The organism is Rhizobium sp. AC27/96 (genome assembly GCF_001692325.1).
Taxonomy (GTDB): Bacteria; Pseudomonadota; Alphaproteobacteria; order Rhizobiales; family Rhizobiaceae; genus Rhizobium.
The window spans coordinates 379,439-406,201 of record NZ_LXKN01000001.1 but is presented as its reverse complement, the minus strand read 5'-3'; the positions used below and the strand labels follow the sequence as shown (position 1 = coordinate 406,201).

At 59.6% G+C, this 26,763-nt stretch carries 31 protein-coding genes; 16 read left to right on the top strand and 15 right to left on the bottom strand.

Annotated features, from left to right (window positions below; all coding sequences use genetic code 11):
- The first annotated feature begins 116 nt into the window (after nt 1-116).
- The 6 genes from A6U86_RS02035 to A6U86_RS35540 all read left to right on the top strand — a co-directional run bounded on the left by A6U86_RS02035 (nt 117) and on the right by A6U86_RS35540 (nt 5,812).
- Nucleotides 117-2,003: an ABC transporter ATP-binding protein/permease gene (locus A6U86_RS02035; protein WP_068385615.1), complete on the top strand. Its 1,887-nt coding sequence runs from the start codon at nt 117-119 to the stop codon at nt 2,001-2,003.
- A 122-nt stretch (nt 2,004-2,125) separates the two neighbouring features.
- Entirely contained in the window at nt 2,126-2,824 is a 699-nt protein-coding gene (locus A6U86_RS02030; protein WP_068385613.1) for a phosphatase PAP2 family protein, read from the top strand.
- 203 nt (nt 2,825-3,027) lie between these two features.
- Nucleotides 3,028-3,570: an orotate phosphoribosyltransferase gene (gene pyrE / locus A6U86_RS02025; RefSeq protein ID WP_141683612.1), complete on the top strand. Its 543-nt coding sequence runs from the start codon at nt 3,028-3,030 to the stop codon at nt 3,568-3,570.
- Nucleotides 3,571-3,770: 200 nt separating this feature from the next.
- Complete coding sequence (locus A6U86_RS02020; RefSeq protein ID WP_068385611.1) at nt 3,771-4,469, top strand: phosphatidylserine decarboxylase; 699 nt, start codon at nt 3,771-3,773, stop codon at nt 4,467-4,469.
- Between the two features lie 20 nt (nt 4,470-4,489).
- Nucleotides 4,490-5,350: a CDP-diacylglycerol--serine O-phosphatidyltransferase gene (pssA, locus tag A6U86_RS02015; protein ID WP_068385609.1), complete on the top strand. Its 861-nt coding sequence runs from the start codon at nt 4,490-4,492 to the stop codon at nt 5,348-5,350.
- Between the two features lie 324 nt (nt 5,351-5,674).
- On the top strand, nt 5,675-5,812 hold the full coding sequence (locus A6U86_RS35540; RefSeq protein ID WP_169055450.1) for a hypothetical protein: 138 nt from the start codon (nt 5,675-5,677) through the stop codon (nt 5,810-5,812).
- 78 nt (nt 5,813-5,890) lie between these two features.
- On the opposite strand, the gene A6U86_RS02010 is transcribed toward A6U86_RS35540, so the two are convergent.
- Both A6U86_RS02010 and A6U86_RS02005 read right to left on the bottom strand, forming a co-directional pair.
- Complete coding sequence (locus A6U86_RS02010) at nt 5,891-6,655, bottom strand: SOS response-associated peptidase (RefSeq protein ID WP_068385607.1); 765 nt, start codon at nt 6,653-6,655, stop codon at nt 5,891-5,893.
- A gap of 43 nt (nt 6,656-6,698) precedes the next feature.
- Nucleotides 6,699-7,019, bottom strand: a complete 321-nt coding sequence (locus tag A6U86_RS02005) for a YnfA family protein (RefSeq protein ID WP_068385606.1) — start codon at nt 7,017-7,019, stop codon at nt 6,699-6,701.
- A gap of 164 nt (nt 7,020-7,183) precedes the next feature.
- On the opposite strand from A6U86_RS02005, the gene A6U86_RS02000 reads away from it, so the two are divergent.
- The 7 genes from A6U86_RS02000 (at nt 7,184) to A6U86_RS01970 (ending at nt 11,307) form a co-directional block, all read left to right on the top strand.
- Nucleotides 7,184-7,636, top strand: coding sequence for an NUDIX hydrolase (locus A6U86_RS02000; protein WP_068387696.1), 453 nt, complete (start codon nt 7,184-7,186; stop codon nt 7,634-7,636).
- Nucleotides 7,637-7,696: 60 nt separating this feature from the next.
- Nucleotides 7,697-8,131 (top strand): TIGR02301 family protein, encoded by a 435-nt coding sequence (locus tag A6U86_RS01995; RefSeq protein ID WP_068385604.1) that lies wholly within the window; start codon nt 7,697-7,699, stop codon nt 8,129-8,131.
- A 104-nt stretch (nt 8,132-8,235) separates the two neighbouring features.
- Nucleotides 8,236-8,493 carry a hypothetical protein gene (locus A6U86_RS01990; protein WP_068385602.1) on the top strand — a complete coding sequence of 86 codons (258 nt, stop codon included), beginning with the start codon at nt 8,236-8,238 and terminating at the stop codon, nt 8,491-8,493.
- Nucleotides 8,494-8,509: 16 nt separating this feature from the next.
- Nucleotides 8,510-9,268 (top strand): hypothetical protein, encoded by a 759-nt coding sequence (locus tag A6U86_RS01985; RefSeq protein WP_068385601.1) that lies wholly within the window; start codon nt 8,510-8,512, stop codon nt 9,266-9,268.
- A gap of 73 nt (nt 9,269-9,341) precedes the next feature.
- Nucleotides 9,342-10,181, top strand: a complete 840-nt coding sequence (locus tag A6U86_RS01980; protein ID WP_068385599.1) for a folate-binding protein YgfZ — start codon at nt 9,342-9,344, stop codon at nt 10,179-10,181.
- A complete protein-coding gene (locus A6U86_RS01975) occupies nt 10,178-10,795 on the top strand; it encodes a YfbR-like 5'-deoxynucleotidase (protein ID WP_068385597.1) in 618 nt (205 codons plus the stop codon). Before A6U86_RS01980 ends, A6U86_RS01975 begins: the two co-directional genes overlap by 4 nt.
- Nucleotides 10,792-11,307 (top strand): tyrosine phosphatase family protein, encoded by a 516-nt coding sequence (locus tag A6U86_RS01970; RefSeq protein WP_068385595.1) that lies wholly within the window; start codon nt 10,792-10,794, stop codon nt 11,305-11,307. The genes A6U86_RS01975 and A6U86_RS01970 overlap by 4 nt, the downstream gene beginning before the upstream one ends.
- A 76-nt stretch (nt 11,308-11,383) precedes the next feature.
- Here the strand turns inward: A6U86_RS01970 and A6U86_RS01965 are convergent, their stop codons facing one another.
- The 3 genes from A6U86_RS01965 to A6U86_RS01955 form a co-directional block, all read right to left on the bottom strand.
- Nucleotides 11,384-12,022: an EF-hand domain-containing protein gene (locus A6U86_RS01965; protein WP_244509819.1), complete on the bottom strand. Its 639-nt coding sequence runs from the start codon at nt 12,020-12,022 to the stop codon at nt 11,384-11,386.
- A 261-nt stretch (nt 12,023-12,283) separates the two neighbouring features.
- Nucleotides 12,284-12,793, bottom strand: a complete 510-nt coding sequence (locus A6U86_RS01960; protein ID WP_068387694.1) for a superoxide dismutase family protein — start codon at nt 12,791-12,793, stop codon at nt 12,284-12,286.
- 149 nt (nt 12,794-12,942) lie between these two features.
- Nucleotides 12,943-13,281, bottom strand: coding sequence for a hypothetical protein (locus tag A6U86_RS01955; RefSeq protein WP_068385593.1), 339 nt, complete (start codon nt 13,279-13,281; stop codon nt 12,943-12,945).
- A gap of 291 nt (nt 13,282-13,572) precedes the next feature.
- Between A6U86_RS01955 and A6U86_RS01950 the strand changes: the two genes are divergently transcribed.
- The 3 genes from A6U86_RS01950 (at nt 13,573) to A6U86_RS01940 (ending at nt 17,928) form a co-directional block, all read left to right on the top strand.
- Nucleotides 13,573-16,347, top strand: a complete 2,775-nt coding sequence (locus A6U86_RS01950) for a DUF2339 domain-containing protein (protein WP_244509818.1) — start codon at nt 13,573-13,575, stop codon at nt 16,345-16,347.
- A gap of 69 nt (nt 16,348-16,416) precedes the next feature.
- Nucleotides 16,417-17,070, top strand: coding sequence for an HD domain-containing protein (locus tag A6U86_RS01945; RefSeq protein ID WP_198929013.1), 654 nt, complete (start codon nt 16,417-16,419; stop codon nt 17,068-17,070).
- Nucleotides 17,071-17,079: 9 nt separating this feature from the next.
- The gene (locus tag A6U86_RS01940) at nt 17,080-17,928 is read left to right on the top strand and encodes an MOSC domain-containing protein (RefSeq protein WP_068385590.1); all 849 of its coding nucleotides are present in this window, start codon (nt 17,080-17,082) and stop codon (nt 17,926-17,928) included.
- Between the two features lie 41 nt (nt 17,929-17,969).
- On the opposite strand, the gene recO is transcribed toward A6U86_RS01940, so the two are convergent.
- The 10 genes from recO to A6U86_RS01890 all read right to left on the bottom strand — a co-directional run bounded on the left by recO (nt 17,970) and on the right by A6U86_RS01890 (nt 26,705).
- Complete coding sequence (recO, locus tag A6U86_RS01935) at nt 17,970-18,749, bottom strand: DNA repair protein RecO (RefSeq protein ID WP_068385589.1); 780 nt, start codon at nt 18,747-18,749, stop codon at nt 17,970-17,972.
- A gap of 59 nt (nt 18,750-18,808) precedes the next feature.
- A complete protein-coding gene (locus tag A6U86_RS01930) occupies nt 18,809-19,180 on the bottom strand; it encodes a response regulator (protein ID WP_068385587.1) in 372 nt (123 codons plus the stop codon).
- Nucleotides 19,181-19,511: 331 nt separating this feature from the next.
- A complete protein-coding gene (locus A6U86_RS01925; protein ID WP_068385585.1) occupies nt 19,512-20,264 on the bottom strand; it encodes a Crp/Fnr family transcriptional regulator in 753 nt (250 codons plus the stop codon).
- A gap of 85 nt (nt 20,265-20,349) precedes the next feature.
- Nucleotides 20,350-21,294 carry a GTPase Era gene (gene era / locus A6U86_RS01920; protein ID WP_068385583.1) on the bottom strand — a complete coding sequence of 315 codons (945 nt, stop codon included), beginning with the start codon at nt 21,292-21,294 and terminating at the stop codon, nt 20,350-20,352.
- Between the two features lie 22 nt (nt 21,295-21,316).
- A complete protein-coding gene (gene rnc / locus A6U86_RS01915) occupies nt 21,317-22,036 on the bottom strand; it encodes a ribonuclease III (protein ID WP_068385581.1) in 720 nt (239 codons plus the stop codon).
- Complete coding sequence (gene lepB, locus A6U86_RS01910) at nt 22,033-22,779, bottom strand: signal peptidase I (RefSeq protein WP_068385579.1); 747 nt, start codon at nt 22,777-22,779, stop codon at nt 22,033-22,035. Before lepB ends, rnc begins: the two co-directional genes overlap by 4 nt.
- 115 nt (nt 22,780-22,894) lie before the next feature.
- Entirely contained in the window at nt 22,895-23,299 is a 405-nt protein-coding gene (gene acpS / locus A6U86_RS01905; protein WP_068385578.1) for a holo-ACP synthase, read from the bottom strand.
- Nucleotides 23,300-23,339: 40 nt separating this feature from the next.
- A complete protein-coding gene (locus tag A6U86_RS01900) occupies nt 23,340-23,927 on the bottom strand; it encodes a DUF2062 domain-containing protein (RefSeq protein WP_068385576.1) in 588 nt (195 codons plus the stop codon).
- A 221-nt stretch (nt 23,928-24,148) separates the two neighbouring features.
- A complete protein-coding gene (locus A6U86_RS01895) occupies nt 24,149-24,298 on the bottom strand; it encodes a DUF3563 family protein (RefSeq protein ID WP_068385574.1) in 150 nt (49 codons plus the stop codon).
- A gap of 190 nt (nt 24,299-24,488) precedes the next feature.
- The gene (locus A6U86_RS01890) at nt 24,489-26,705 is read right to left on the bottom strand and encodes a bifunctional (p)ppGpp synthetase/guanosine-3',5'-bis(diphosphate) 3'-pyrophosphohydrolase (protein WP_068385573.1); all 2,217 of its coding nucleotides are present in this window, start codon (nt 26,703-26,705) and stop codon (nt 24,489-24,491) included.
- Nucleotides 26,706-26,763: the final 58 nt, after the last annotated feature.

The window sequence follows — 26,763 nt, the reverse complement described above, 5'->3', positions numbered from 1 at the left end:
GCGCGATCCCCATCGCCTTCACGCAACGGCCATGCCTTTGTGTCCAGGCCTTTCCAGCCGGACCGACCCCAGGTCGTCAATATCCGGGTGTTTCTATTATTTCGCCGGAGACGGACATGGCAGGCGGCAAGAAAACCATATCGGCGGATTCCAGCAATCCAATGAATACGATCGTCAACCTCTGGCCCTATATGTGGCCCGCCGGTCGCATGGATCTCAAAATGCGCGTGGTGTGGGCGACCGTCTTCCTGCTGATCTCGAAATTCTTCCTGCTGCTGGTCCCCTATTTCTTCAAGTGGTCCGTCGACGCCCTGAACGGCAAGCTCGATATGCAGGGCATCCTGCCTGCCTTCATGGTCGGCGCCATCGCCCTGATCATCGCCACGAACGTCACGCGTCTCATCCAGCTCGGCCTCAACCAGCTCCGGGATGCGCTGTTTGCAAGCGTTGGCCAATATGCCGTTCGCCAGCTCGCCTACCGCACCTTCGTCCACATGCATGAGCTGTCGCTGCGCTTCCATCTGGAGCGCAAGACAGGTGGCCTGTCACGCGTCATCGAGCGGGGCACCAAGGGCATCGAGACGATCGTCCGCTTCACCATCCTCAACACGTTTCCGACCTTCATCGAATTCCTGCTGACCGCCATCATCTTCTGGCGCGGCTATGGCTTTTCCTATCTCGCCGTCACGGCCGTCACCGTCTGGCTCTACATCTGGTTCACCGTCAAGGCGAGCGACTGGCGCATTTCCATCCGCCGTACGATGAATGACAGCGACACTGACGCCAATACGAAGGCAATCGACTCGCTGCTGAACTTCGAGACCGTCAAATATTTCGGCAACGAGGAGATGGAGGCCAAGCGCTTCGATCAATCGATGGCGAAGTATGAAAAAGCGGCGACCGGCGTCTGGACATCGCTCGGCTGGCTGAACTTCGGCCAGGGCGTGATCTTTGGCCTGGGCACCACCGTCATGATGGTCATCTCCGGCTGGTCGGTTCTCAATGGGCATCAGACGGTTGGCGATTTCGTTTTCATCAATGCCATGCTGCTGCAACTCTCCGTGCCGCTGAACTTCATCGGCTTCGTCTATCGCGAAATACGCCAGGGGTTGACCGATATCGAAGAGATGTTCGACCTGCTGGAAGTCAGGCCGGAAGTGGTCGATGCGACCGACGCCAAGGAGCTGGTCATCGGCAATGGCGCCATCTCGTTCAAGGACGTGCATTTCGCCTATGATCCCGCGCGGCCGATCCTGAAGGGCATTTCCTTCGAGGTGCCGGCCGGCAAGACGGTGGCCGTCGTCGGCCCGTCGGGTGCGGGCAAATCGACGCTGTCGCGCCTTCTCTATCGCTTCTACGACGTCCAGAGCGGCACGATCACCATCGACGATCAGGACCTGCGCACGGTGACACAGAAGAGCCTGCGCAAGGTCATCGGCATGGTTCCGCAGGATACCGTGCTCTTCAACGACACGATCGCCTACAACATCCGCTACGGCCGGCCAGGCGCCAACGACGAGGATGTGGCGGCGGCGACCGAGATCGCCCAGATCGGCGATTTCATCCGCCTTCTGCCCGAGGGTTTCGACACAAAGGTCGGAGAGCGTGGCCTCAAACTCTCGGGTGGCGAGAAGCAGCGTGTCGCGATCGCCCGCACCGTCCTGAAAGCGCCGCCGGTCCTCATCCTCGACGAAGCGACGTCAGCGCTGGACACCACGACCGAACGCGAAATCCAGGCAGCCCTCGATGTCGTTTCCAAGAACCGCACGACGCTGGTCATCGCCCACCGCCTTTCGACCGTGATCGGCGCCGACGAAATCATCGTGCTGAAAAGCGGCGTGATTGCCGAGCGCGGCACGCATGCAGACCTTCTAGCCCAGAATGGTCTCTATGCCTCCATGTGGAGCCGCCAGCGCGAGGCAACACAGGCCGAGGAGCATCTGAAGCAGGTGCGCGAAAACGACGACCTGGGCGTGGTCAACCGGCTGGCGCCGGCAAGCTGAAGCATGCTGGCATCAGGCTGACCACCGCTGCAAATATGGCACGGAGAGATTGCACACTGCGCTTGTCACGTAGTTGAGACAACAGCTTGATAGGTACGGGTCTCACTAAAAGGGAGCCCCAAATGCGTAATTTCACCAAAGCTTTAACGTTGCTGCTCGTTATCGGCGTTGCCTCGCCGGTTTTCGCTGAGGATGCCAAGCCGTTTGCTGATGCCAAGGAGATCAATCTCCTCAATCTGCTGCCGCCACCGCCTGCCAATGATTCGGCGCAGATGAAGGCCGAGCTCGGCGAAATCCTGACGATCCAGGTCACCCGCACCCCGGAAGCGGCCGCACGCGCGGTTGCCGATGCCGAAGAAAACGTCTGGCGCTTCTCCGACGTCATCGACAATCCGAAATTCACCAAGGAAAACCTGCCGAAGTTCTCGGCCTTCTTCGACCGTATCGTCGAGACCGAAGGCGCCGTCGTCGATCCGGCCAAGGATGTCTGGAAGCGTCCGCGTCCGCATCTCTACAGCGATCTCGTCAAGCCGATCGTTCCGCTGTCGAAGTCCGGCTCCTATCCGTCCGGTCACACGACGCTCGGCACGCTGATGGGCATCGTGCTCTCGAACATGGTGCCTGAGAAGCGTCCGGTCATCATGGCTCGCGCCTGGGAGTATGGCCATAACCGCGTCGTCGGCGGCATCCACTATGCATCCGACATCGAAGCTGGCCGCATCGCCGGCACCGTCATCGCCGAAACCATCATGACGCATGACGACTACAAGAGCGAATACGAAGGCGCCAAGGCCGAACTGCGCGCCGCTCTCGGCCTCTGATATCTGCTCCGAAACACCGTTCACATTCACAGGCCGCCGGATCGTCTCCGGCGGCTTGTCTTTTAGGGCCCTCCGGGCGTGAAGGGCGCACACCCTTCCCGCCCAGCAGCATCACGCGTTGCAACCGCTGACCATTAAATGGTTTACGGCCGCATGATTTCGCGCGTATACGCGTGAAACTTTGCGATATTGGAGGTTCGCTGATGACCGATGGTGTGACTTATACGAAAAGCGATCTCGCGCGGCGCATCGCCGAAGTGGCAACCTTGGAGGGCGAGTTCAAGCTTCGCTCGGGCCAGATCTCCAACCGCTATTTCGACAAGTACCGCTTCGAAGGCACGCCGTCATTGTTGAAGCCGCTTGCGCGCGCCATGATTGAACTCCTCCCGGCCGAGACCGAGATCCTTGCCGGTCTGGAACTGGGCGGCATCCCGCTTGTGACGGCCATCTCGCTTGAGACCGGCCTTCCGGCCGCGTTTATCCGCAAGGAAGCAAAGACCTACGGGACATGCCGGGCAATCGAGGGCCAGCAACTCGCCGGCCGCAAGGTAACCTTCATCGAGGATGTGATTACGACGGGTGGCGCGGTCAAGGATGCCTATCACCTGGCGCTCGGCGAACAGGCACACATCCTTGCCGTCATTTGCGCCATCTGGCGCGGAGAAGGCGCTCCTGCAATCCAGGGTGTTCCGCAGCTTTCCGTTCTTCCCGTCTTTACGAGAGCGGATTTGGAAGGCGCCAGGTAGCCGTACGCAGCGAACGAAATTCGGATAGCATGCGGGCAAGCGTGGGAGAGCATTGCCCATGACAGCGTTTGCCTGTAGTCACCGTCGACTGGTAATCAGAGCAAGACCGCTTATCTTGTTCTCATCTTTTGACTGGCGCGATGTCGCGCGGCAACCGGGGTTCGGTTTTCGCAAGGGCGCCCTAACGGAGTAGGCTGTAGATGAGCTTGTTGAACAGCGTGCGCAACGTCATCGTTCCGGTGCACAAGGAGGGGTATCCCTTCGTTGCAGGTTTCTTCGTCGCGTCGCTGGTGCTGGGCTGGATCTTCAAGCCGCTCTTCTGGATCGGTCTGATCCTGACACTCTGGTGCGCCTATTTCTTCCGCGATCCCGAGCGCATGACGCCGCAGGACGACGATCTGGCGATATCGCCGGCGGATGGCAAGGTTTCCGGTGTGCAGATGGTTACGCCGCCGGCCGAGCTTAACCTCGGCAGCGAGCCGATGCTGCGTGTCTCGATCTTCATGAATGTCTTCGATTGCCATGTGAACCGTTCGCCGATGCGCGGCCGCATCACCAATATCGCGTATCGTCAAGGCAGCTTCCTCAATGCGGAACTGGACAAGGCGAGCGAGCAGAATGAGCGCAACGGCCTCGTCATCGAGACCAAGCACGGCGAGATCGGCGTGGTGCAGATTGCCGGCCTCGTCGCCCGTCGCATCCTTTGCTTCGTCAACCCGAACGAGCCGCTGGACGCTGGCGAGCGTATCGGCCTGATCCGCTTCGGCTCGCGTCTCGACGTTTTCCTTCCGGAAGGTGCTTCTCCGCGCGTTGCCGTCGGCCAAAGGGCGATTGCCGGCGAAACCGTCATTGCCGAATTCGGCTCCACCAAGGGCCCGACCGTTAGCCGCCGCAGCTGAGCCTCAGGAAAACGAGTGACATGAAGACGCCCTTTCCGCCATTTGAGCCTCATGGTCCCAACGACGAAGCCCGCGGGCCGCGCCTCAGGGAAATTCCGTTGCGGCTGATCGTGCCGAACATGATCACCGTGCTGGCCATCTGCGCGGGGTTGACGGGTATCCGCCTTGCTTTCGAAAATCGCTACGAACTTGCGGTCGTCGCGGTGCTGGTCGCGGCCTTCCTCGATGGTGTGGACGGGCGCGTGGCGCGGCTGATGAAGGCGACGTCCAAATTCGGCGCGCAAATGGATTCGCTCGCCGATATCGTCAATTTCGGCGTTGCGCCCGCGCTCGTCGTCTACATCTTCCTGCTCGATCAGGCGCGTTCGCTCGGCTGGATCGCGGCGCTGATCTACGCCATTGCCGCTGCCCTGCGACTCGCTCGCTTCAATGTCATGGTCGAGCGTGAGCACAAGGCTTCCTGGCAATCGGAATATTTCGTCGGCGTCCCGGCGCCGGCCGGCGCCATGCTGGTGCTCTTGCCGGTCTATCTCGGCTTCCTCGGACTGACGCCGGACAGGACGTTTGCCTATTGGGGCGCCGCCTACACCGTCCTCATCGGCTTCTTGCTGGTGAGCCGCCTGCCGGTGTGGTCGGGCAAGTCCGAAGGCAGCCGCATCCGGCGAGACCTCGTCTTGCCGATCATGCTTGCTCTCGTCGTCTATGTGGCGCTGCTGATGAGCTATACATGGCATGTCATGGTGGTGACCGTTGTCGTCTATCTGCTGTCGCTGCCACTGGGCGCGCGTTCCTGGGCGAAGAAATACGGAACCTACACCATCAATGGACCGGGCGATCCGGACGTCGACGATTCCAACGACGATATCGGCCGGCACATCTGAGGGGCGCGCAAAGCGCCCGGCGTGAAGGCTCTGAAGGCACCCTTGTTCGCAACCGCAGTCTGTAAGTTTCCCTTAGCAATCAGCTGGATCGAGATGGCCGCTGTGCCCTAGTAGGCGTGCACACAACCGATGTACTTAACCGAATATTAGCATCTCGTCAGGACGGATTTTACGCGAAGATTCGATGCTAATCTCTCGAAATATGGTCATTGTTTACAAAAGCTGATTGGCCAACGCCTTCGATTTGTCATGATTTATCACGAGATAGCGATGCACGGCAGTGAATCGCGAAATGCTCCGGGGGAGCATGGTGAGGAGTTAATCATGACGCAGAAGAAAGACGAAGAAGCACAACCGCAGGCAAAGATCGATCCGAGCAAGCTTTATCGCCCTCTGGGCCTGAAGGCCGTGCTTGCAGCTCACCTGATGCTGAAGAAGCCGTTGAAGAAGAAAATCGCTTAAGTTCGATAATCGACTGACTGCGTGCCAAGCCCACTTGGCGCTGAGGCATCCCGACGCCGGTCGCCGAATGGCGGCCGCTCAGAGAAGGCTTAATTGGCCATCGTCGGGATCTGTCTTCTTTGGCAATTTCCGCACCGGCTCGACCGCTACCGGCATCTGCAGATCCGGTCCCATGTTGGCAACCTTGTTGACCTTGTCCGAAACCGGAATTGCCTCGAAGAAATCATCCTGAACCGGTGCCATCAGATCCAGGACCTCGCGCGGCTCCTGCGTCTTGCAATCGAGCCAGCGGGCAAAATCCTCCGGCTGGATAACGACCGGCATACGATCATGGATCAGCCGCATGGTGCTGTTTGCGGCGGTCGTCAGGATCGCGCCGGTATCCACCTCAGAGCCGTCGGCCGACGACCAGGTTTCCATCAGCCCGGCAAAGGCAATGACCCCACCCCTGCGCGGCCTGATCCAATAGGCCTGCGATTTCTCGCCGCTTTCCTTCGAGGGCCGGTGCCATTCGTAGAAGCCCGAGGCCGGAATGAGGATGCGGCGATGACGCATGGCAGCACGGAAAGACGCCTTGCCGATCGCCGTTTCGGCCCGCGCATTGATCAGAAGCGGAAATTCCTTCGGGTCCTTTACCCAACCGGGCAAGAAACCCCATCGAACCAAGAGAGCGCGGCGATCCGGCAGATTGCTGCCCGGCTGCTGCCTGTCGCCTGAAACAACGACAAGGATCGGCTGCGTTGGCGCGATATTAAAGCGCGCGGGAAAATCGTCGCGCAACAGAACGCCCAACGCCTCGCCCACATAGTCCGCCGTCGATGTCAAAGCAAAGCGTCCGCACATGGGGTTTGTTTTGCACCCGGAAAGCGCCGGGTCAAGCAGAAGCTCAGCCGCGTGGGCCGAAGAGAATGAAACCCGCACCGACAAGGCAGATGGCTGCGCCTGAAATATCCCAGCGATCCGGCAAGCGGCCCTCCGCCAGCCAGAGCCATAGAATGGAGGCAACGATATAGACGCCACCATAGGCCGCAAAAGTGCGTCCGGCGGCTTCGCTCGGCACCAATGCCAGCAGCCACGCGAACAGGGCCAGCGCCACCAGGCCGGGAGCAAGCCACCAGATCGGCTTTGCCAGCCGGAGCCAGGCCCAGAAGGCGAAGCAGCCGGCAATTTCGGCCAGAGCCGCCAGAGCATAAAGTCCGTAGATCATCCCCATGGTCACTCGTGCATGCGGCGCATCCGAATCGTCGCCTCTGTCGGCCACGAGTTAAGGGGCTTTCCAAGGGGACAGCAAGGGTCGTTTCCTGTAGAGATTGGCCGATAATGGCGTTAGCCATTGCCTCCAGTCCTGTCATGCGAATGCGAACCGACCCGATGATGTCTCTTCCCCGCCCCGCCTCCTCCGCCATTCTTGAACGCGACGGCCATTTCCTGCTGGTGCTGCGCAGCAACCCGCCATCGGCCGACATGTACGCCTTTCCAGGCGGCAGGGCCGAAGAAGGCGAAACGCCTGATGAAGCCGCCCTGCGCGAGTTCAAGGAAGAAACCGGCATCAAGGCGCGCAACCCTCGCCTGTTCGAAACCTATGACCTTCGTTCGCACGCGGCAGACGGTACGCTGACGAGCCATTTTCTGCTGTCGGTCTTCCTCGTCGATGCCGACAAGGATGCGATAGCGGAGGCTGCCGACGACGCCGCTGCCATCGGCTGGTACTCGCTGGAGGAGATTCGTGCCCTCCCCGTGCCGGCAAGTGTGCTCGAATGTGTCGAAAGGATTGCCGCTGCAGGAACGCAATCCGGCCGCCAAATTAACGATATGGAGCAATAACGGGGTGAAAAGCCGGCCTGACGCCTTGTTCCCGTCATGCTTGTCCGGTCAACTGACGCCATGATTCACAACCGTCTCCGGCAATCGCTTCTGATCTGCATTGGGCTGGCTGCTGCATTTCCCGCGGCGGCACAGCCTGCAGCGAATGCGCCGCCGGTGCAGGCGCCCGACAATGCGGACGCCGAACGGCCCACGCCCTATGACGAGCAAATTTCCCGCCTTGCCGAAATTCTCGGCTCGATCGATTATTTGCGCAATCTATGCAGTGCCACACGGGAAGACGGATGGCGCGGCGACATGCAGCAATTGCTCGATACCGAGACGAAGGGCGAGCAGAAACGGAAGGAGAGGCTGACGGCCTCATTCAACCGTGGGTATAGATCATTTGCATCGGTTTACGCCAATTGCACACCGCAGGCCCTCGTTGCCGAGGAGCGATACCGTAACGAAGGTGCAACACTGGCCACAGAAATCACCGCGCGCTTTGGAAATTAACGTTTTATTAACCCCTTTTCGTACCGAGCCGTGTCGTTTTGGGAAAAGGCTGATAAAGTTATTAAGCAAGTGGTAAGGACATGAACGTCTCGAGGAAAGAAACAATGGAAACCAGCCTGAATGAAATCGACGACATGATCGTCCATGAAAAGATGCAGGCAGCGCTGGAATACCAGAATGAAGCTTGGGCCGACGGCATGGCAGACGGTATCGAACCGGAAATTATTGCCGATGCTGCCATTGCTCACGCGATTCGCGAGACAATTCGTAATCAGGGCGAACAGGGCGCGGAAGCCTTGCTCGAATCGCTTCGCGAACGCATGCTCGCTGGCGAGTTCTCTCCGAACCGTACCCTGCAATAACAATCAGAGATTGCTGATGCGTATCTTTCCGGGCAATGAGTTCCGCTGTTCCATTGCCTCGCTTGCCGCTGCCACCCTGTTATTGAGCAGCGCCGCCGTGCCGTTGCCGGCCCTGGCCTTCTCCCAGCTCAACCCGCCGGCTCCATTGCCGAAAGCAGCCGGCACACCCAGCCAGCAAAAGAACGACAAGCCGATTGAGCAGGCATTGGAAGCCCCAGCGAACAATGCACTGCCGATGCCGGATCCGCTGGTGAACAAGCAGGCGGGCCAAGGCAGCTCTGACGCACCGAGCACAAGCAAATCCGTTGAATATCTCTACGATATCGACAAGGCGCCCGAGCCGGTAAAAAAGCTCCGCGCGGCGATCGTAGAGGCCGCCGCTTCCGGCGATCTCGAGCGCTTACGGCCGCTGATGAATGTCGGCGCCGGTCTCAAGCAGACCCAGGTCACTGCCGACGACCCCGGCGAAGATCCGATCAAGACTTTGCACGATCTTTCGGGCGATCCCGATGGCATCGAGATCATGTCGATCCTTCTCGATATCATGTCGACCGGTTTCGCCCATGTCGGCCAGGGTACGCCTGACGAGATCTATATATGGCCCTACTTCGCACAGAAGGACATCAAGACACTCTCCACGCCAGAGAAGGTCGACCTGATGCGCATCGTGACAGCGGGCGATTACGCCGACATGCTGGAATTCGGCGGCTATAATTTCTATCGCGTCGGCATCACGCCGGACGGCCGCTGGAAATTCTTTACCTCGGGCGAATGATCCAGTCCGGGAACTTGCGGTTCCCGGCCGAAGGCCCTACCTCTGAGGCATAGGCCAAATCAGCGGATCCATCATGCCAGCCGTATTCCTGAAAGAGCGTTCCTTTATCCACGTCACCGGCGCGGAAGCGGAAGCTTTTCTGCACAATCTCATCACCACCGATCTCGTCTCGCTCGGCGCGGATGAGGTACGCCCCGGCGCCTTGCTGACGCCTCAGGGCAAGATCCTGTTCGACTTCATGATCCGACGGGACGGTGCCGGCTTTCTCATCGAAACCGACACAGCTCAGCAGGAAGGCCTGCTGAAACGGCTCACCATGTATCGACTGCGCGCCAAGGTCGAGTTCACCGCCACGGAGGCCGAAGGTGTCACGGTTGCCTGGGCCGATGAAGCCGGCGAAGGTCCAAAGGACAGCCGTTTTCTCAAGGCAGGTGTAGCGCTGACGCGTGTGGCGGGCCAACATGGGCACGATTCTGAGGCGCTTTACGACGCGCTGCGCATCGCCAATGGCATCGCCGTTTCCGGCCGTGATTTTCCGCTGCAGGATGCGTTTCCGCACGATGTGCTGATGGACCTGAACGGCGGCCTGGGCTTTCGCAAGGGGTGCTATATCGGCCAGGAAGTCGTTTCCCGCATGCACCATCGCGGCACGGCGCGCAGACGTGTCGTCACCGTCAGGGGTAATGCGGATCTTCCTTCATCCGGAGCCGACCTCACCGCCGGCGGCAAGCCGATGGGATCGCTGGGCTCGGTAGTGGGCAGCAAGGGCCTTGCCATTATCCGCATCGACCGCGCTGGCGAAGCGATTGCCGCGGGTACACCGATCCTCGCTGGTGACGTCGAAGTATCAGTGTCGCTGCCGGCTTGGTCTGGCCTCACTTTCCCGGCCTCGGCTGACGAGGCTTCGGCATGACATCCGGCAAGGCTCCGCGCGCCTGGCAGCGCATGCTCTCCGGGCGTCGGCTCGATCTGCTTGATCCCTCGCCTCTTGATGTCGAGATCAGCGATATTGCCCACGGGCTTGCCCGCGTCGCGCGCTGGAACGGCCAAACCTCCGGCGACCACGCCTTCTCCGTCGCGCAGCACAGTCTGGTCGTCGAAGCGATCTTTCGCCATCTCAATCCGGCAACGCCGGACGAGCTGCTGGCCGCGCTGCTGCATGACGCACCGGAATATGTCATCGGCGACATGATCTCGCCGTTCAAATCCGTTGTTGGCGGCGACTACAAGGAAGTGGAAAAACGGCTTGAGGCGGCGATCTATCGACGCTTTGCCCTGCCGCCGCATTGCGCGCCGCAGCTGAAGGAAAAGATCAAGAAGGCAGATACGGTCTCGGCCTATTTCGAAGCGACGCTGCTTACCGGCTTCACGCCGGAGGAAGCGCGCAAGTTCTTCGGTCAGCCCCGCGACATTACCCGCGAGATGCTACCGATCGAGCCCATGCCGGCAATCGAGGCGCAGCGGCTGTTCCTGCAGCGCTTCGAGGAGATCGAGGCCGACCGCGCGGCGATAAGGACGGAAGCGTGACCACGATTGTCGTGTCACCTCTGGCGCGCATCGCCGAAATGGCCGTTCGCCACAAGGCCCGCGAGATGATCAGCCTGATAGCCAAGGAGCAGACCTTTCATCGGCCTGCCGTCATCAGGGCGGATCGCCATCTGCTGCTCAACATGAACGATATCAGCTTCGCGGGCACGGGTGATCTCGTGGCTCCGCAGGAGGCGCATGTTCGTGCGATCATCGATTTTGCGATGGAATGGGACCGGACGTCGCCCTTGCTGATCCATTGCTGGATGGGTGTTTCACGATCGCCCGCCGCAGCGTTGATCGCTGCTCTCGCTGTCCAGCCGGAGCAGGATGATCTGGCGCTTGCCCGTCGCCTGCGTTTGGCCTCCCCTTTCGCCACACCGAATACACGGCTGATCGCGATCGGCGACAAGATGCTGGATCGAGACGGTCGTCTGGTGGCTGCGGTCAAGGAGATCGGCCGCGGTGCCGATGCCGACGGCAATGCGCCATTCGTGCTGCCATTGGGGTAGCGAGCGATAGTTCAAAAAACGGAGGCTGCGTTTGTTCAGCCTCCGCAAGTCTCATGACAAATCCATTGTCTGCCGATCAGGCCGCGACATTGCTCGTCTGGTCAGGGTCGTATTGACCATAGGTATTCTGATAAAGGCTTGTCGGGTTTTGCATCTGGCTAAGGAAGGCGTCCATCGCGGCATCTTCCGCAGCCGTTACCGAGTTTGTGTCGGTGCTGCTGCTCGATGCCGGCTCCAATGACAGCATATCGACGGCGGAAGCGTCCGAGGATTTAAGCGCATCGAGACCTTCGGCGAACTGATCCTTGGTCAGTGAACCGGAACCCTGGGCATCGATGCTCTGGAACAGGTTCTCCGCATCGTTTTCGCTCATATCCTTGGGTCGGCCCGCAACGAACTCCGTCTCCGAGACCTTGCCATCCTGATTGCTATCGAGGCTTGCAAATAGCTGGTCCATGGGCGATTGGTCCGAGGAGCCATCGGTTGACGTCGACGAGCCGGATTGGCCGGCGCTGCCCTGTTGCATTTGCAGCAGCATCGACGCCAGATTGCCGGAGAAGACATCAGTGGCGCTTGGATCGCTGCTGCTGTCGCTATCCTCGTCATTGAGGATACTTGCCGACAGAAGGCCCGATTGCGCAGCCTCCTGCAATTCTTGGGCATCCACAACGCCGTCCTGGTTCTTATCAAGGGGACTGTACGAGGCAGCCGTCATGCTGCTTCCAATTGAAGAAACGCCACTCATCCAAATCTCCTAAGCAAACGCCATCGGCGTGTTCGACTGCCCCCCGGCACGCTTAGTCAACTGAGGGCAGAATAGGTCGATTTGGCCACGCGATCAAAGATAGGTGTTAATTCATTATTAACCCTAATTGACAGCTATCGAATCATATTGGCGGTGGGCATATGCCTAGCGGAGACAACCCCCGCTAGGCATATGCAGAGGCAAAAGAGCGAATCATCCTTGCCGGCCCGGCTATTGAATAACCGCGCATGCCAAGCGCTTGCCGGCGCCTCCAACAGGCTGGCTGCGATAGTCATCCGACTCAGCATGGATCATCAGCGTGCGGCCGCGAATACCGTTTTTACCATTGAGCGATACCATGCCGTTGAACACCTGTGCGTGCAGTTTGCCGTCCTGATCGACATGCTGATTGGGCATGTCGCCCGCATGCGGTCCGTTTGCCGCAAGGAAACCGTGGTCCGCTTTGGTGGGGTTGAAATGCCCGCCGGCGGATTCGAATCCGTGCGCATGGTCGCAATTGCTATTTTCGTGAATATGGAAAGCAACCCAGCGATTGGTCGGCAGGCCCGAGACTTCCATCTCGATCAGCACACCCGCCTTGCCCTCGGTCAGTGTCGCCCGGCCGGCCGGCTTGCCATCAAGGCCGACAAAATCTGCTGTGGCCGTGTTCTGGCCTTGCGCAGCCGCCGGCGTGGCTGCGGCCAGGGCCAGAATTGCCGCGATCATCATCGTCCGTTTCATGAAACGGTCCTCCCTCGTTGCGTTGACAATGCCCAACGCATTTCAGGCAGGAGTGTTCCGAGGGCCGGAAAATGAATTTGCATCAAACAGATAGAGCGGCCCGCCATTATCCGGCAGACCGCCAACATGATCAGCCGAAATCGGCTATTTCAGGCCGCGATGCTATCGACATCGTACTGGCCGTAGGTGCTGTTATAGGCATCCAGCGGCGACAGCAGGTCCATATCGAATGCCACATTCGATTGCGGCAGCTTGGCGCTGGATGCGGTTTCGGCACTTGGCAGCTGCATGAGCTTGGCCATCAGACTGCCCAGGGCACTGCCGGAGCTATTATTACCACTGCCGCCATCATTCTCTTCGAGAATTCCAGGGCGTTCGCTGGCTTCGCGCTCCTCACGGCTAAGGACGCCGTCACCATTGGCATCGAGACGCGATAGCGTGCCGCGATACGGATAAGAGCTGTTGGATGTGGAAGAAACATGGGACATACAAACCTCCTGTGGAAGGAGCCGCCTCATGCGACGTCGTTTGCACGCAATACATTCAGGGTTAAACTATGTGTTCTTGATAAGCTGCTTCGCCGCGCCGGTAAAGACAAATTGTTAATGATCATTAACCATAGTTTTCAAGTAGTAAATCGGAATTAACTAATATTTCTCCATTGTGACGCCAACTTGACTACCGGCATAATCCACTGGAATCATAGGCAAATTTGATTATCTACCCTTACCGTGCAACCCGTTTGGTATATTGTGCAGCGGATTGCCCAGGGAGAGGACATGATGGAACTGTTGCCGCTCGTCGTCGTGATCGTCGGTATTTTCGTATTGCGCGGATACAACCTGCGGATGAAGCGACTGGAAAGCAGCGTTCAGGAGCTGCAGAATGCCCTCGCCGGCAAGCTCCAGACCGTGGATGCGAGCGAATCGGCCCTGATGACGGATTCGGGAACCGCCACCACAGAGCTGCCGGCAGGCTACGAGGAGGCCTCGACGCACGAAGCCGCAATCGAAGCCCCTGCGACCGCCGAAACCGAAGAGCCTTCCATCGCTGCACGCGACATTGCCGACACATTAACGGATGGCGGTCCGAGCCACGCCGCGCCGGAAACGGTGCAGCCGCGAGAGAGCCTGGAAAGCACGATCGGCGCGCGTTGGGCCGTGTGGGTCGGCGGCATCGCGCTCGCGCTCGGCGGCATCTTCATGGTCAAATATTCGATCGAAAGCGGATTGCTGAGCCCGGGCGTCCGTCTGGTGCTTGCAGCGATCTTCGGCCTGATCTTGGTCGCAGCTGGCGAAGTCATCCGCCGCCGCTCGGCGCCTTTGCTGGGCAATGCTTTCCAGAACGCGATGATCCCCGGCGTACTGACGGCCGCGGGTGTCGTAGCGCTGTTCGGCTCGACCTATGCGGCACATGGTATTTATGGCTTCATCGGGCCGGCAACGGCTTTCATTTTGCTTGCGTTGATCTCGCTTGCCACGGTCGCGCTGTCGCTGTTGCACGGACAGGCGCTGGCGGGCCTCGGCCTGCTTGCCTCCATGGTCACCCCTGCCCTGATCGCGTCGACGGCGCCGCGGCCCTGGGTCCTGTTCGGCTACCTTGTTCTGACCTGGCTGGTGACCCTGCTGGCATCTCGGCTGCGCCGTTGGCACATTGCGCCCTCGCTCGCCAATGCGCTGCTCAGCCTTTGGCCATTGTTCTACATTACCTATAGCCCGGTCGTGGACCTCACGCCGGTTACGCTTGCCATGCTGGTGATGATCGGCGGCACCATCTTCATCTGGCCCGGACGCTACCTGACGTCAGCAAACACGGCGGATGGCACTGCGACCAAGACAGAGGCCGATCCGCAGCAGCCGGCGAGCGGCGGTGATTGGGGCATGTTCCTTGCCCGACCGCCGCTTGGCATGACGCTCACGGCAACGATCGGTGCCCTCGTCGTATCCCTCTGCCTGCTCACCTATAGCCTCCAGTATGGATATCCCATCGTCGAGGCCACATTCATGTTCGCGGCGATCGTCGCAGTGGTGGCCGCTTTCGGTGCCGGCCGCTCCTTTGCGGCCTGGGCGGCAATCCTGTCTGCTGTCATCGCCGTTGTCGGCGTGTTCGGGGTCCTGACGAACTGGGTCGGCAGCATCGAGCCCAGCGGCAGCGATGCGATGATCGTTGCCGTGCAGGATATCGTGCCTTATGAAGCGCTTGGCCTTGGCGCCATCTTCGTGCTGATCGGTGGCTTCTTTCTCAACCGGTTCGCAGAGAGCGAGAAGCCCTTCGCGGCGCTTTGGAGCCTGGTCATGGCAGCGACGCCCTTGGCGATCGCCACGATCAGCTTCGTCAATTTCGGCAACTGGATGCTCGACTGGCCGCATGGCTTCTACGGCATCGGGCTCGGTATCGTATTGATCGCGCTTGCGGAATGGCAATATCGCCGCTCGGGCGACCGGCTGAACCTGCCGACCAACATCCTTACTGCCGGCTCCTTCGCCGCCATGGTCTTTGCCTTGCACACGCTTGCGCATCATGCCGTGCCCACCATGCTTCTGCCGGTCCTCGGCCTTGCCTATCTCCTGGCGGCGCGCGTGCGAAACTGGCCGGTCCTCCCCTGGACCATGGTCGCAGCCTTGATCATCACCATGGGGCGCATCGCCTGGCAGCCGACCATCGTCGACCCGGGCGAGCTCGGCACAACACCGGTCTTCAACATGTTGCTGGCAGGCTACGGCATTCCCGCAGCGCTGGCCGCCTGGGCGGCCTTCATGGTGCGCGGCACCTCGGATATCCGGCTGCGCAGTGCGCTACAGGCATTGGCTTCCTTCCTCGTCTTGCTGACGATCGCCATCCTGGTGCGTCACGCCATGAATGGCGGCGTGCTGAATGACGCCGTGCCGACGCTCGGCGAACAATCGATCTATACCCTGCTGGCGATCGGCGCCTCCGCGACGCTGATGGCGCTCGATCTCAGCGCCGCAAGCCCGGTCTTCCGCTATGGCAGCATGGCCCTCGGTACCCTCTCTGTCGTCCTGATCCTGACAACGCATCTGCTGGGACTGAACCCCTTCATCACGGGTGAAAGCACGGGCCGCATCCCGGTGTTCAACCTGCTATTGCTAGGTTATCTGCTGCCCGCCGCCGCCTATGGGGGATTGGCGCTCTTCGTACGCAATCGGCGGCCACTCCCCTATGTCGGCATGCTGGCCATCGCCGGAGCCGTGATGGCCTTCGCCTGGGCGACCTTGTCGGTTCGCCGCTTCTGGCAGGGAGAATATATTCCCTTCTGGAATGGCTTCATCCAGGGCGAGCTCTATTCCTATTCGCTCGTCTGGCTGCTGATCGGCATTGCCCTCCTCGGGCTTGGCACCCGCTTTGAGGCACGCAGCCTGCGCATCGCCTCGGCGGCGCTGGTCTCGATCGCTGTCCTGAAGGCGTTCCTGATCGACATGGCAAACCTCGAAGGCTTCCTGCGGGCCCTGTCCTTCATTGGCCTCGGTGCCGTGCTGATCGGCATTGGCCTGTTCTATCAGAAGATCCTGACGCGCAAGAAAACGGCGGGATGATTGCGGCGAATCCTTTGACCCGATAGGACGGAGACCCTGCCGACAGATCATTCCGGAGCGAGTGCGACAATGGATATCAACAGGATGGCGCGGGCCTTTGCCCCGTTCGAAACGCTGGCTGCGGATCTCATCCCCCATGCGGCCGATGGTGATGACGGTTCGCACGATATTGCCCATATCCTGCGCGTCTTCAGGAATGCCATGGCCATTCAGGCCGAGGATGGCGGCAATGCCCGCATCCTCGCCGCGGCCGTATTGTTGCATGACTGTGTCGCCGTCGAGAAGAATTCGCCGCTTCGCGCGCAGGCATCCCGGCTCGCGGCGGAGAAAGCCTCCGGCATACTGCAGCAGCTCGGATGGGCCGATGCCGATATCTCAGCGGCGGCGCATGCGATCACCACGCACAGCTTCTCCGCCAATCTTCCGCCGGAAACGCTGGAAGCGAAAATCCTGCAGGATGCCGACCGGCTGGATGCGATCGGCATGGTCGGCGCGGCGCGCTGCTTCTATATTGCCGGTCGCCTCGGTTCAGGCCTCTACGACCCGTTCGACCCGCTCGCAACCGAACGCCCGCTCGACGACAAGCGCTTCGCCATTGACCATTTCGAGACAAAGCTGTTCAAACTGGCGGATGGGTTCCAGACCGCGACCGGCCGAAGATTTGCCGGCGCAAGGCACGACCGGCTGAAAACGGTGCTGGCAATGTTCATCGACGAAATCTGAGGCCAAATCATGCAGGTCAGCGATCTCTTCATCTATCCCCTCAAGAGCGCGCGCGGCATCGCCATTCCGTCGACGGCCGTCGACGCCTTTGGGCTCGCCGGAGATCGCCGTGCCATGCTGGTCGATCCTTCCGGCCGTTTCTTCACGCAACGCGAATTGCAGGATCTGGCTCGGATCGAAATCCAGCCGGCCCCCTCCTATCTGCGTCTGAAGATGGAGGGAGAAGCCGATATCATCGTGCCGCCGCCTCACCCTGAAAACCGCATGGATGTCGTCGTCTGGAAATCGCCGGTCAGCGCTTCCGTCGCCGACGACGCGACCAATAAAGCCCTCTCGGCCTGGCTGGGGCGCGAGGTCCGGATGGTTTTCTTTGACAGGCTTGCCAAGCGCATAGCCAGCCCGGAATGGGCGGGCGAAGACACACCGGTCACCTTCGCCGATGGATATCAGATCCTCGTCACCACGACCGGATCGCTGAAAGCGCTGAACGCCAATCTCGCCGCCCATGGCGAAGGCGCCGTGGGCATGGAGCGCTTTCGGCCGAATATCGTCATCGATATCGATGAGGAATGGCCGGAGGACCGCTGGGCGGCGATCGAGATCGGCGGCATCCGCCTCGATCTCGTCAAGCCCTGCGCGCGCTGCATCATGACCACGCAGGATCAGACGACCGGATCACGTGATGTGCCGAACCCGATGCCCGCCATGGGCCGTATCCGCATGTCCGCCGACCGCCGAGTTCCCGGCCCGCTCTTCGGCTGGAACGCCGTTCCGCGCGGCGAAGGCTCGGTGAAGATCGGCGATACGGTCACCGTGCTCGAGGGGCGGCCGGAAGGTTGGGCGTTCAAGCGGCGGTAACGATCAACGTATGTTCCTTGAAGCGGCTTGCGTTCGCCTTGTCAGCCTTCGGCGACAAGGCCGGGCGAAACCATACGGCTGTCCAATGAAGTGACCGCAATAGCCTTCATCGCCGCCTGAATAAAGCCTTCGCGCGCGGCGGCTATCTCTATGCCGCGCGGCTCATAGACATGGCGATGCAGAAAGAAGCCAGTCAGGCGGAAGGCCGCGGCCAGGCTTTCGCTGTCTGCCGCGACCACCGCTCCGGCCGCCAGAAACGGCGGTAGCGTCAGCATCTTGTCGGCCCATGGCAGACCAGCCGCACGGCAGACGGCACGGCCAGTCTTCGGGGAAACGAATGCCAGGTCCTCGCGGATGCCGGTCGCGGCGCATTCGGTCAGATCGAGGCCGAAACCGAGATCGTTCAAGACAGCCAGTTCGAAGCGCACGAAAAGCTCGCCGGCATCGGTGGGATTCTGCAGGTTTTCGAGGATCACATCGAGCGCGTCATAGAGATGTGGGTGCGGATCACGCTCCGGCAACAGCCGCAGAAGCGCGCCCATCGCCTGTACACCATAGACGGCTGTCGCGGTCTCCATCAGGCGTGCGGCTCTCAGCGCGACCGGCTCCATGCGGAATTCGCCGAGATGCTCATGCAGCCTTGCCCGCCAGGTGACTTCGACCAAGTTTCCCGCCTGCAGCACCGGCTGCATGGCGCGAGATCGCCCCCCTCGCACCAGGCCCATATGACGACCACGGGCGCGCGTCATCACCTCGGCGACGACGCTCGTCTCGCCGAGGCGCTTGACGCCCAAAATAATCGCATGGTCTTGCCACTGCATCGGCTGATCTGCCCCGGAAGAATGTCTCGATTCGAGTTTAGGGCAAATGGCCGCGGCTGTCACATGGCGGAAGTGCCGCCTGCCGCCAGCATCTTGATGAAGAGGCGCATGGACTGCTCGTCGAAAGGCTTGTTCAGAAGCGGCACATGCCGCAGATCCGGCGGGAAATCGAGCGTATCGGAATAACCGCTGACGAAACCGAAGGCGATGCCGCGCTCAGCGAGCAGCCGGGCAAAGCCGAAACTTGTCGACTCTCCGAGATTGACGTCCAACATCGCGAAATCATAACTATCGGAATGAATGGCGTTAACGGCCTGTTCCAGATTCGAGGCAATCTCCACCTGCTCGATCCCCACGAGGTGCAGTATTTCCTCCGCTTCCATGGCAATAATGAGATTGTCTTCAAGAATAAGAACGCGCTGCGACGTCATCTCAACGCCATCCCTGCACGCCCGCACCAAGCAATCCTGCCCGTAACCAAGTCCCACATCTATCCCTCCGGCACCAATCATCGGCCCGTATTTTGTGGATGGTCGCAACCATCCATGCCGGCTCAGTCTCTTGCAACATGACCTCGCCTCCAAACCGCTTCGCACTTTTTGCAGTGCGGTACTATGGGCTGGTCAAAATGCTCCAATCGCTTTTGACGCCGGGGTTAGTAAAAGGTGAAACTGGTCGAAAAGTGACCATGACAGTAATCTATGCTGATACAGTTGGTACCAGCATTTAAAAAAGACATACTACCGTCAATATGAATTGTGGTCAGATGAAGGGTCGGCTTCCCGAATCAAGACCGCCCCAATCTGCGACCTCGGCGAGTTTTTGCGCGTCGAGAACCTTGCAGCCACGCTCCTGCCAGGCGATCAATCCGCGTTCCGCCAGCTTTTTCAGTGTCTTATTGGTATGGACGACGGAGAGGCCGAGCGTATCGGCAACATGCTGCTGCGTGATCGGGATGACCTTGCTGCCGTTGAACAGGTGAAGGCCGCTGGCGCGTTGATAAAGGTATGCGATCAAATAGGCTGCTCGCTCGATTGCCGACCGGCGCCCGATGCTCAGCAGATGCTCATCCAGTATCCGCTCTTCCCGAGCTGCAATCCATGTGAGATCGAAGGCAAGCGAAGGGTGGGAATTGTAAAGCGTCATCAATTCCGCACGCTCGAAAACACAGAGCGAGATTGGCGACAGTGCCTCGGTGGAGTGCTGCATCTCACCCATGATCGAGCCTTGCAATCCAATGAGATCGCCCGGCATCACATAGTTGAGGATCTGCCGGCGCCCGTCCTCGAGCGTCTTGTAGCGAAAGCCCCAGCCGGACAGGATGGTGAAGAGATGGGCGCTATGCGCGCCCTCCAGGAAAATCGTGGCGCCGGCGTCGACAAGGAGTTCGCCCTTCTTGAAGCGGCTGATGAAACTCAGTTCATCGCGCTCGAATTCCCGGAAGCTCGGGAGCGATCTCAACGGACATTCCTGGCAAGAGGTTCGCTGCCCATGCATCGCCGCGGCACTCGCCATGAAACGCTCCCCTGAGTTGCTTCAGCCCAGGCGACGCGCCCGCTAAACTGCTGCAATATAAAGCGCTCAGCGGATCAAAGTTCCATCAACGCGGGAATTCGAGCCCCATCTCCCGGAAGCGTTCGGGATCATCTCCCCAATTCTCGCGTACCTTGACGAAAAGGAAGAGATGTACGGGCTGCTCGAGGATCTCCGAGAGTTCCTTGCGCGATGCGGTCGAGATCGACTTGATCGCCTCGCCTCCCTTGCCCAGCGCAATCTTCTTCTGACTTTCGCGCTCGACATAGATCACCTGTTCGATGCGAACAGAGCCGTCCTTGCGCTCTTCCCACTTCTCCGTCTCAACATGCGAGGAGTAGGGAAGTTCCTGATGCAGGCGAAGAAACAGCTTTTCGCGGGTGATTTCGGCGGCGAGCTGACGCATCGGCAGATCGGAAATCTGGTCTTCCGGATAATACCAAGGCCCCTCCGGCAAGGTCTTTGCCAGATAATCCATCACATCATCGCAACCGGAGCCGTTTTCGGCCGATACCATGAAGGTCTGTGTGAATTCGATCTTCTCGTTGGCGGCAGCGGCCAGCGCCAGCAGATCTTCGCGGCGGACACGGTCGATCTTGTTGAGGACGAGGATTTTCGGCTGAAAGACCTCCTTCAACCCTTCGAGAATGGCTTCGGCATCGCCACGTAATCCGCGCTCGCTGTCGATCAGCAGCATGATGAGATCGGCATCCTTGGCACCGCCCCAGGCAGACGTCACCATGGCGCGGTCGAGACGGCGGCGCGGCTTGAAGATGCCGGGCGTGTCCATGAACACGATCTGCGCGTTATTGTGGGTGGCAATCCCGCGCACGATCGCGCGTGTGGTCTGCACCTTGTGGCTGACGATGGAAACCTTTGCGCCCACGAGGCGGTTGAGCAACGTCGACTTGCCGGCATTGGTCGGGCCGATGAGGGCCACGAAGCCTGAATGGGTTGGGCCGATGTGTTCAGCCGCACCGTCATCGGTGGGCGTGTCTTCTTGATTGGTCATCTTTTCCGTCGTTTCCAGGCAGTCATTTCTCAGTTGACTGAGGCTGCCATATACCTTCTCGTTCCAATATCCGCGTCGCCGCAACCTGCTCGGCTGCGCGTTTGGAGCGATCAATTCCTGTCTCAGGCACCGTTCCCGCCACTTCCACGGTTACCGTGAAGCGGGGATCATGATCCGGTCCGCTGCGATCATCAACCCTGTAGACCGGGGTAACGCCGAATTTCGCATGCGCCCATTCCTGCAATTCCGTCTTGGCATCGCGTCTTGCGCCATCAGGCCGAACGGCGCGACGCTCCCAATAGCGCAAAATGAACTTGCGGGCCACTTCGAGGCCGCCATCCAGATAGATTGCCGCAATCAGGCTTTCGACAACATCGGCACGTACATTGAGCATGCGTTTGCCGGTTAGCTTCTTCACGTCGGCGCCAGTGCGGATATAGAGGTGCAGCTGCATCTCGTCGGCAACTTCAGCGCAGGTGTCGGCGCTGACCAACTGGTTCAGGCGCACCGAAAGCTCACCTTCCGTCGCCGTCGTAAAGGTTCTGAACAGCAGTTCGGCAATGCACAGGCCGAGAACCCTGTCACCGAGAAATTCCAGCCGTTCGTAATTATCCGTCTTGTTGGTGCGGGCGCTGGCATGCGTCAGCGCCCAATCGAGACGATCCTTCTCGACGAATTCGTAGCCTATCGCAGATTCGAGTTTGCTACGATCCGCCTGCGAGAGCGTCGGCACTTTCGTCATTCGACAACCTTGAAGAGGCGATCCCAACGCATGTTGGTCGGCCATTTCCAGACTTCCCGGAACGACGTGTCGTGGCCGAGCGAGAAGAAGATGATGCTGGCACGGCCGATAAGGTTCTCAGCCGGCACATAACCGACGTCGAAACGACTGTCGTCGGAATTGTCGCGATTATCGCCCATCATGAAATAGTGATCTGCCGGCACGACATATTCCTGGGTGTTATCCCCACGCGAATTCGGCGACAGATCCAGCGTGTCGTAGACCTTGCCCGTATCCGCCAAGCGCTCGCTGTAGACTGCGATGTTGTCACCCGGTTCCTGGCTATAATCCGAAGCGAAGGTGCCATGCGGTTCGCGCGGTACGGCCTGACCATTGATATAGAGAATATCGTTCTTCACCTGGATACGGTCGCCGGGGAGACCGATGACGCGCTTGATGTAGTCGACATCAGGATTTGGCGGGAAGCGGAACACCACGACATCGCCGCGCTTCGGCTCGCTGCCGAAGATCCGGCCGTTGAACAGGTCCGGCGAGAACGGCAGCGAATATTTCGAATAACCGTAGGCGAACTTGTTGACGAAGATATAGTCGCCGACCAGGAGCGTCGGCATCATCGAGCCGGACGGAATGGTGAATGGCTGAAATAGAACCGTGCGGATGATCATGGCCAGGAGGAGTGCCTGAACGATGACCTTGATATTTTCCCACAGAGCATTCTGCTGTTTTACGGCTTTCTCGGACACGCAGTCTTATTCCTTTTTCGCACCCCACCGGCGCAACTTGCATTCAGGCCTTCTCTACTCGCTTCAAATCACGGCGGCAATGGCGCCGGTGCCAAAAGCGGCATCTGACGGCGATTCAGCCGTCCATCGGTAGAGCCTCGATGATCACAAATGCCTGAGCAAGAGGAAAATCATCAGTTATCGTCAAATGAATGGCGGCGCGATGATTTGCCGGCAACATGGAGGCGAGTCGTTCCGCCGCCCCTCCGGTCAGCTGCATCGTCGGCTTGCCGCTCGGCAGATTGACAACACCCATGTCGCGCCAGAAGACGCCTTGCGCCAGACCAGTGCCCAGTGCCTTGGAGCAGGCCTCCTTGGCGGCAAAGCGCTTGGCGTAGGACGCAGCCTTGTTCTTGCGGCGCTCGGACTTGGCGCGCTCGATGTCGGTGAAACAGCGCTCCGTAAACCGCGCACCAAAGCGCTCCATCGTCTTTTCGACGCGGCGAATGTCGATGAGATCGCTGCCTATCCCGATGATCAATAGAAGGCCCTCCAGGCGGCCGGGGCGAAGTCAGGCTTCGTCAAACGCTCGATGCGTTGTCGACAAGCGCCAGGCGTTCACGAGCACGCTCCATCAAACGTTCCTTGCGGCGCGTCTTGAAAGTCTTCACGCCATAATAAGTGAGCGCATAGACGATGACGCCGGAAATGATTGCCGGCGGAATGCCGCCAATCAGCATCGGCTTCAAAACCGGGTCCCAAATTTGCAGGAGGTCGCCCTTGTGCCAGAGCGCCGGCAGATCGATGCCACCGCCCTGCCCGCCGCTGTCACGCGCCAGGATCAGATGGCCGATTTCCCAGGTGAAGGCCCAGATGAAGGGATAGGTAATGGGATTGCCGGCTGCCAGACAGCCGAGCGCGGAGGCAATGACATTGCCACCGATCAAATAGGCGATGATGATCGCCATCACGAAATGCACGCCGATGAAAGGTGTCCACGACACAACGATGCCCGCGGCGAAGCCTGCTGCAACCGAATGCGGCGAGGCTGCAAGACGAACGAGGCGCTTACCAAAATATTGGAATGAACGAACGAAACCCTTGCGGGGCCAAAGATGCTCCCGCAGTTTTTCCTTCAGTGTCAGTGGTTTTCGGCGACGAAATAGCATGCGGCTTATCTAGTGCACTGGGGGCCGTCATGACAAGACCGGCCAAGCATTTCACGCACTGATTAGGAACCACAACTACGGCCCTTTTTTGGAACGTCATCTGCTCAGGAAGCAGAAAGAGAAACGTTCTTCCGTTTTCGGGAAGCATTCCCGCAAGATCGGGAAGCTCCAAGGGCGCAATATCAACGCGCCCCTCCTGGTCGTAAAAGTATTAACGGCGATTAACGGACGCGGAACAGGCCGCGGTCAACCTGACGCTGGCGATACTCAAGGTCAAAACGGTCATGCGAACCATTCAGGTAAGCCATTTCGCGTTCTTCAACACTCGGAACACGCAGGGCGCGGGCGATTTTCTTGATCGGGCTAAACATTGTCTTCTCTCATCTCTGTTTCGTTTCTTCGATGACTAGAAGATAGGCTCGGCGGCGGCCAATTACCACCGCTCTAAAATACACACAGCCATGCGCTCAATGCATATCAATCCGGAAAGCCGCTCGAATTTGGTCATAAAATGATCACAAAATATGCAGCATGCCCGGATCGATGGCGAAAGCGGTACCTTTATTCGTAGAGCCGCTTCACCGTCGCGATGCAATCGAGTTCCTTGAGCTGCACCAGAAGCTGGTTGAGCTGGCGCAGGTCCCAGACCTCGACATCCAGCGCCATCTCGGTGAAGTCGGCGGCAACGCGCACGGTATTGAGGATGCGGATATTGACGTCGACATCGGCGACTGTCTGCGCCACCTTGGCCAGCGTGCCAGGCTCGTTCAGCGCGTTGATCAGGACACGCGCGGCAAAACGGGACTTGTTGGCCTCGTCCAGATCCCAGCGAACGTCGATCCAGCGCTCCGGCTCGTCGTCGAACCGCTGCAGGATCGGCGACTGAATGGGGTATATGGTAATCCCCTTGCCTTTTTCCATGATGCCGACGATGCGATCGCCGGGGACGGCGCCTGTCGGGGCGAAGTGCACTTCGACATTGGCTGCGAGACCCCGGATCGGCGGCGCCTCTATGCCATCGACGAGATCTGCCTTGTTCTTGCCGGGGATCTTGAAGATCATGCCGGCGGCGCTGTGGACGTTGAACCAGCCTTCATCGCCGGCGGGCTTGACTGTCACGCGCTCGTCCTGATGGTCGGGATAGACGGCGCGCAGCACATCGAGCGACGACATCTCCCCTCGCCCGACGGCAGCAATAGCGTCCTCAACATCCTTCTGGCCGAGACGATGCAGGGCAGGCTTCAGTGCATCCCGCGAGAAGACCTTGCCGGCGCGCTCGAACGTGCGTTCGAGAATGCGATGGCCAAGGCCGGCATATTGCTTGCGGATGGCAAGCCGGGTGGCGCGGCGAATGGCGGCGCGCGCCTTGCCGGTCACGACAATCTCTTCCCAGGCGGCCGGCGGCACCTGCACGCCGGAGCGGATGATTTCGACCTCGTCGCCATTGGTCAGGCGCGTCACCAGCGGCATGATGCGGCCGTTGATCTTCGCGCCGACCGTGGTGTCGCCGATATTGGTGTGAACGGCATAGGCAAAATCGATCGGTGTGGCGCCGCGCGGCAAGGCAATCAGCTTGCCCTTGGGCGTGAAACAGAAGACCTGGTCCTGGAACAGTTCGAGCTTCGTATGCTCTAGGAACTCTTCAGGGCTATCGCCTTCGGCCAGCGCCTCGATGGTGTGACGCAGCCAGGAATAGGCATTGCTCTCCCGCGACAACAGCTCGCCATCGCCATTACCGTTTGCGCCGTCCTTGTAGAGCGTATGGGCGGCGATGCCGAATTCGGCGATCTCGTGCATTCGCTTGGTGCGGATCTGCAATTCGATGCGCTGGCTGGAGGGGCCAACGATCGTCGTGTGCAGGGAGCGGTAGTCATTCTGCTTCGGCGTCGAGATATAGTCCTTGAACCGGCCCGGGACGACGCGCCAGCGCGTGTGGACGATGCCGAGCGCGCGATAGCAGGACGGAACGTCATCGACGAGAAGACGGAAGCCGTAAATGTCAGAAAGCTGCTCGAAGGACAGCGACTTCGACTGCATCTTGCGGAAGACCGAATAAGGGCTCTTCAGCCGCCCCTTGACCATTGCATTGGCAAGGCCGTTGGCTACAAGCAGATCGCGCAATTCCGTCTCGATCTTCTTGACCAGGCCTTCGTTGCGCCGCGACAGCTCTTCCAGGCGCTTGGTGACGGTATCGTGCGCTTCGGGATTGATGTGGCGGAAGGACAGCTCCTCCAGTTCCTCGCGCATGTCATGCATGCCCATGCGGCCGGCAAGCGGCGCATAGATCTCCATCGTCTCCTCGGAAATGCGAGCCCGCTTTTCCGGCGACATGTGATCGAGGGTGCGCATATTGTGCAGGCGATCGGCGAGCTTCACCAGGAGCACACGCACATCGTCGGAAATGGCAAGCAGCAGCTTGCGCAGGTTTTCCGCCTGCTTGGCCTTCTTGGTGACGAGATCGAGCTTCTTGATCTTGGTCAGGCCCTCGACCAGACGGCCGATATCCTCGCCGAAGAGTTCGTCGATCTCGGCACGCGTCGCCGTCGTATCCTCGATCGTGTCATGCAGTAGAGCGACTGCGATGGTCGACTCATCCAGACGCATGTCGGTCAGAATGGCAGCAACTTCGAGAGGATGGGAAATATAGGGATCGCCGCTGGCGCGCTTCTGCTGGCCATGCTTTTGCATGGCATAAACATAGGCCTTGTTGAGCAGAGCTTCGTTGGCATCGGGCTTGTATTTCTGCACGCGCTCAACAAGCTCGTATTGCCGCATCATTCCAAAGCTACTCCCGCAAAAACAAAAGCGCGCCAGTCATATGACCGGCGCACGTATC

What these genes read in the sequence shown, in the direction of transcription:
- recO (WP_068385589.1), bottom strand. Translation starts at nt 18,749, where the DNA reads ATGCAGTGGCAAGACCATGCGATTATTTTGGGCGTCAAGCGCCTCGGC.
- A6U86_RS01890 (WP_068385573.1), bottom strand. Translation starts at nt 26,705, where the DNA reads ATGATGCGGCAATACGAGCTTGTTGAGCGCGTGCAGAAATACAAGCCC.
- A6U86_RS01930 (WP_068385587.1), bottom strand. Translation starts at nt 19,180, where the DNA reads ATGACGTCGCAGCGCGTTCTTATTCTTGAAGACAATCTCATTATTGCC.
- A6U86_RS01980 (WP_068385599.1), top strand. Translation starts at nt 9,342, where the DNA reads ATGCCAGCCGTATTCCTGAAAGAGCGTTCCTTTATCCACGTCACCGGC.
- A6U86_RS01900 (WP_068385576.1), bottom strand. Translation starts at nt 23,927, where the DNA reads ATGCTATTTCGTCGCCGAAAACCACTGACACTGAAGGAAAAACTGCGG.
- A6U86_RS01925 (WP_068385585.1), bottom strand. Translation starts at nt 20,264, where the DNA reads ATGGCGAGTGCCGCGGCGATGCATGGGCAGCGAACCTCTTGCCAGGAA.
- A6U86_RS02005 (WP_068385606.1), bottom strand. Translation starts at nt 7,019, where the DNA reads ATGATCTACGGACTTTATGCTCTGGCGGCTCTGGCCGAAATTGCCGGC.
- A6U86_RS01975 (WP_068385597.1), top strand. Translation starts at nt 10,178, where the DNA reads ATGACATCCGGCAAGGCTCCGCGCGCCTGGCAGCGCATGCTCTCCGGG.
- A6U86_RS01990 (WP_068385602.1), top strand. Translation starts at nt 8,236, where the DNA reads ATGGAAACCAGCCTGAATGAAATCGACGACATGATCGTCCATGAAAAG.
- A6U86_RS35540 (WP_169055450.1), top strand. Translation starts at nt 5,675, where the DNA reads ATGACGCAGAAGAAAGACGAAGAAGCACAACCGCAGGCAAAGATCGAT.
- A6U86_RS01895 (WP_068385574.1), bottom strand. Translation starts at nt 24,298, where the DNA reads ATGTTTAGCCCGATCAAGAAAATCGCCCGCGCCCTGCGTGTTCCGAGT.
- A6U86_RS01995 (WP_068385604.1), top strand. Translation starts at nt 7,697, where the DNA reads ATGATTCACAACCGTCTCCGGCAATCGCTTCTGATCTGCATTGGGCTG.
- pssA (WP_068385609.1), top strand. Translation starts at nt 4,490, where the DNA reads ATGAAGACGCCCTTTCCGCCATTTGAGCCTCATGGTCCCAACGACGAA.
- A6U86_RS02000 (WP_068387696.1), top strand. Translation starts at nt 7,184, where the DNA reads ATGATGTCTCTTCCCCGCCCCGCCTCCTCCGCCATTCTTGAACGCGAC.
- A6U86_RS01955 (WP_068385593.1), bottom strand. Translation starts at nt 13,281, where the DNA reads ATGTCCCATGTTTCTTCCACATCCAACAGCTCTTATCCGTATCGCGGC.
- rnc (WP_068385581.1), bottom strand. Translation starts at nt 22,036, where the DNA reads ATGACGAAAGTGCCGACGCTCTCGCAGGCGGATCGTAGCAAACTCGAA.
- era (WP_068385583.1), bottom strand. Translation starts at nt 21,294, where the DNA reads ATGACCAATCAAGAAGACACGCCCACCGATGACGGTGCGGCTGAACAC.
- A6U86_RS01940 (WP_068385590.1), top strand. Translation starts at nt 17,080, where the DNA reads ATGCAGGTCAGCGATCTCTTCATCTATCCCCTCAAGAGCGCGCGCGGC.
- A6U86_RS01950 (WP_244509818.1), top strand. Translation starts at nt 13,573, where the DNA reads ATGATGGAACTGTTGCCGCTCGTCGTCGTGATCGTCGGTATTTTCGTA.
- A6U86_RS01965 (WP_244509819.1), bottom strand. Translation starts at nt 12,022, where the DNA reads ATGACGGCTGCCTCGTACAGTCCCCTTGATAAGAACCAGGACGGCGTT.
- A6U86_RS01945 (WP_198929013.1), top strand. Translation starts at nt 16,417, where the DNA reads ATGGATATCAACAGGATGGCGCGGGCCTTTGCCCCGTTCGAAACGCTG.
- A6U86_RS02010 (WP_068385607.1), bottom strand. Translation starts at nt 6,655, where the DNA reads ATGTGCGGACGCTTTGCTTTGACATCGACGGCGGACTATGTGGGCGAG.
- A6U86_RS02035 (WP_068385615.1), top strand. Translation starts at nt 117, where the DNA reads ATGGCAGGCGGCAAGAAAACCATATCGGCGGATTCCAGCAATCCAATG.
- A6U86_RS02030 (WP_068385613.1), top strand. Translation starts at nt 2,126, where the DNA reads ATGCGTAATTTCACCAAAGCTTTAACGTTGCTGCTCGTTATCGGCGTT.
- A6U86_RS02020 (WP_068385611.1), top strand. Translation starts at nt 3,771, where the DNA reads ATGAGCTTGTTGAACAGCGTGCGCAACGTCATCGTTCCGGTGCACAAG.
- A6U86_RS01985 (WP_068385601.1), top strand. Translation starts at nt 8,510, where the DNA reads ATGCGTATCTTTCCGGGCAATGAGTTCCGCTGTTCCATTGCCTCGCTT.
- pyrE (WP_141683612.1), top strand. Translation starts at nt 3,028, where the DNA reads ATGACCGATGGTGTGACTTATACGAAAAGCGATCTCGCGCGGCGCATC.
- A6U86_RS01960 (WP_068387694.1), bottom strand. Translation starts at nt 12,793, where the DNA reads ATGAAACGGACGATGATGATCGCGGCAATTCTGGCCCTGGCCGCAGCC.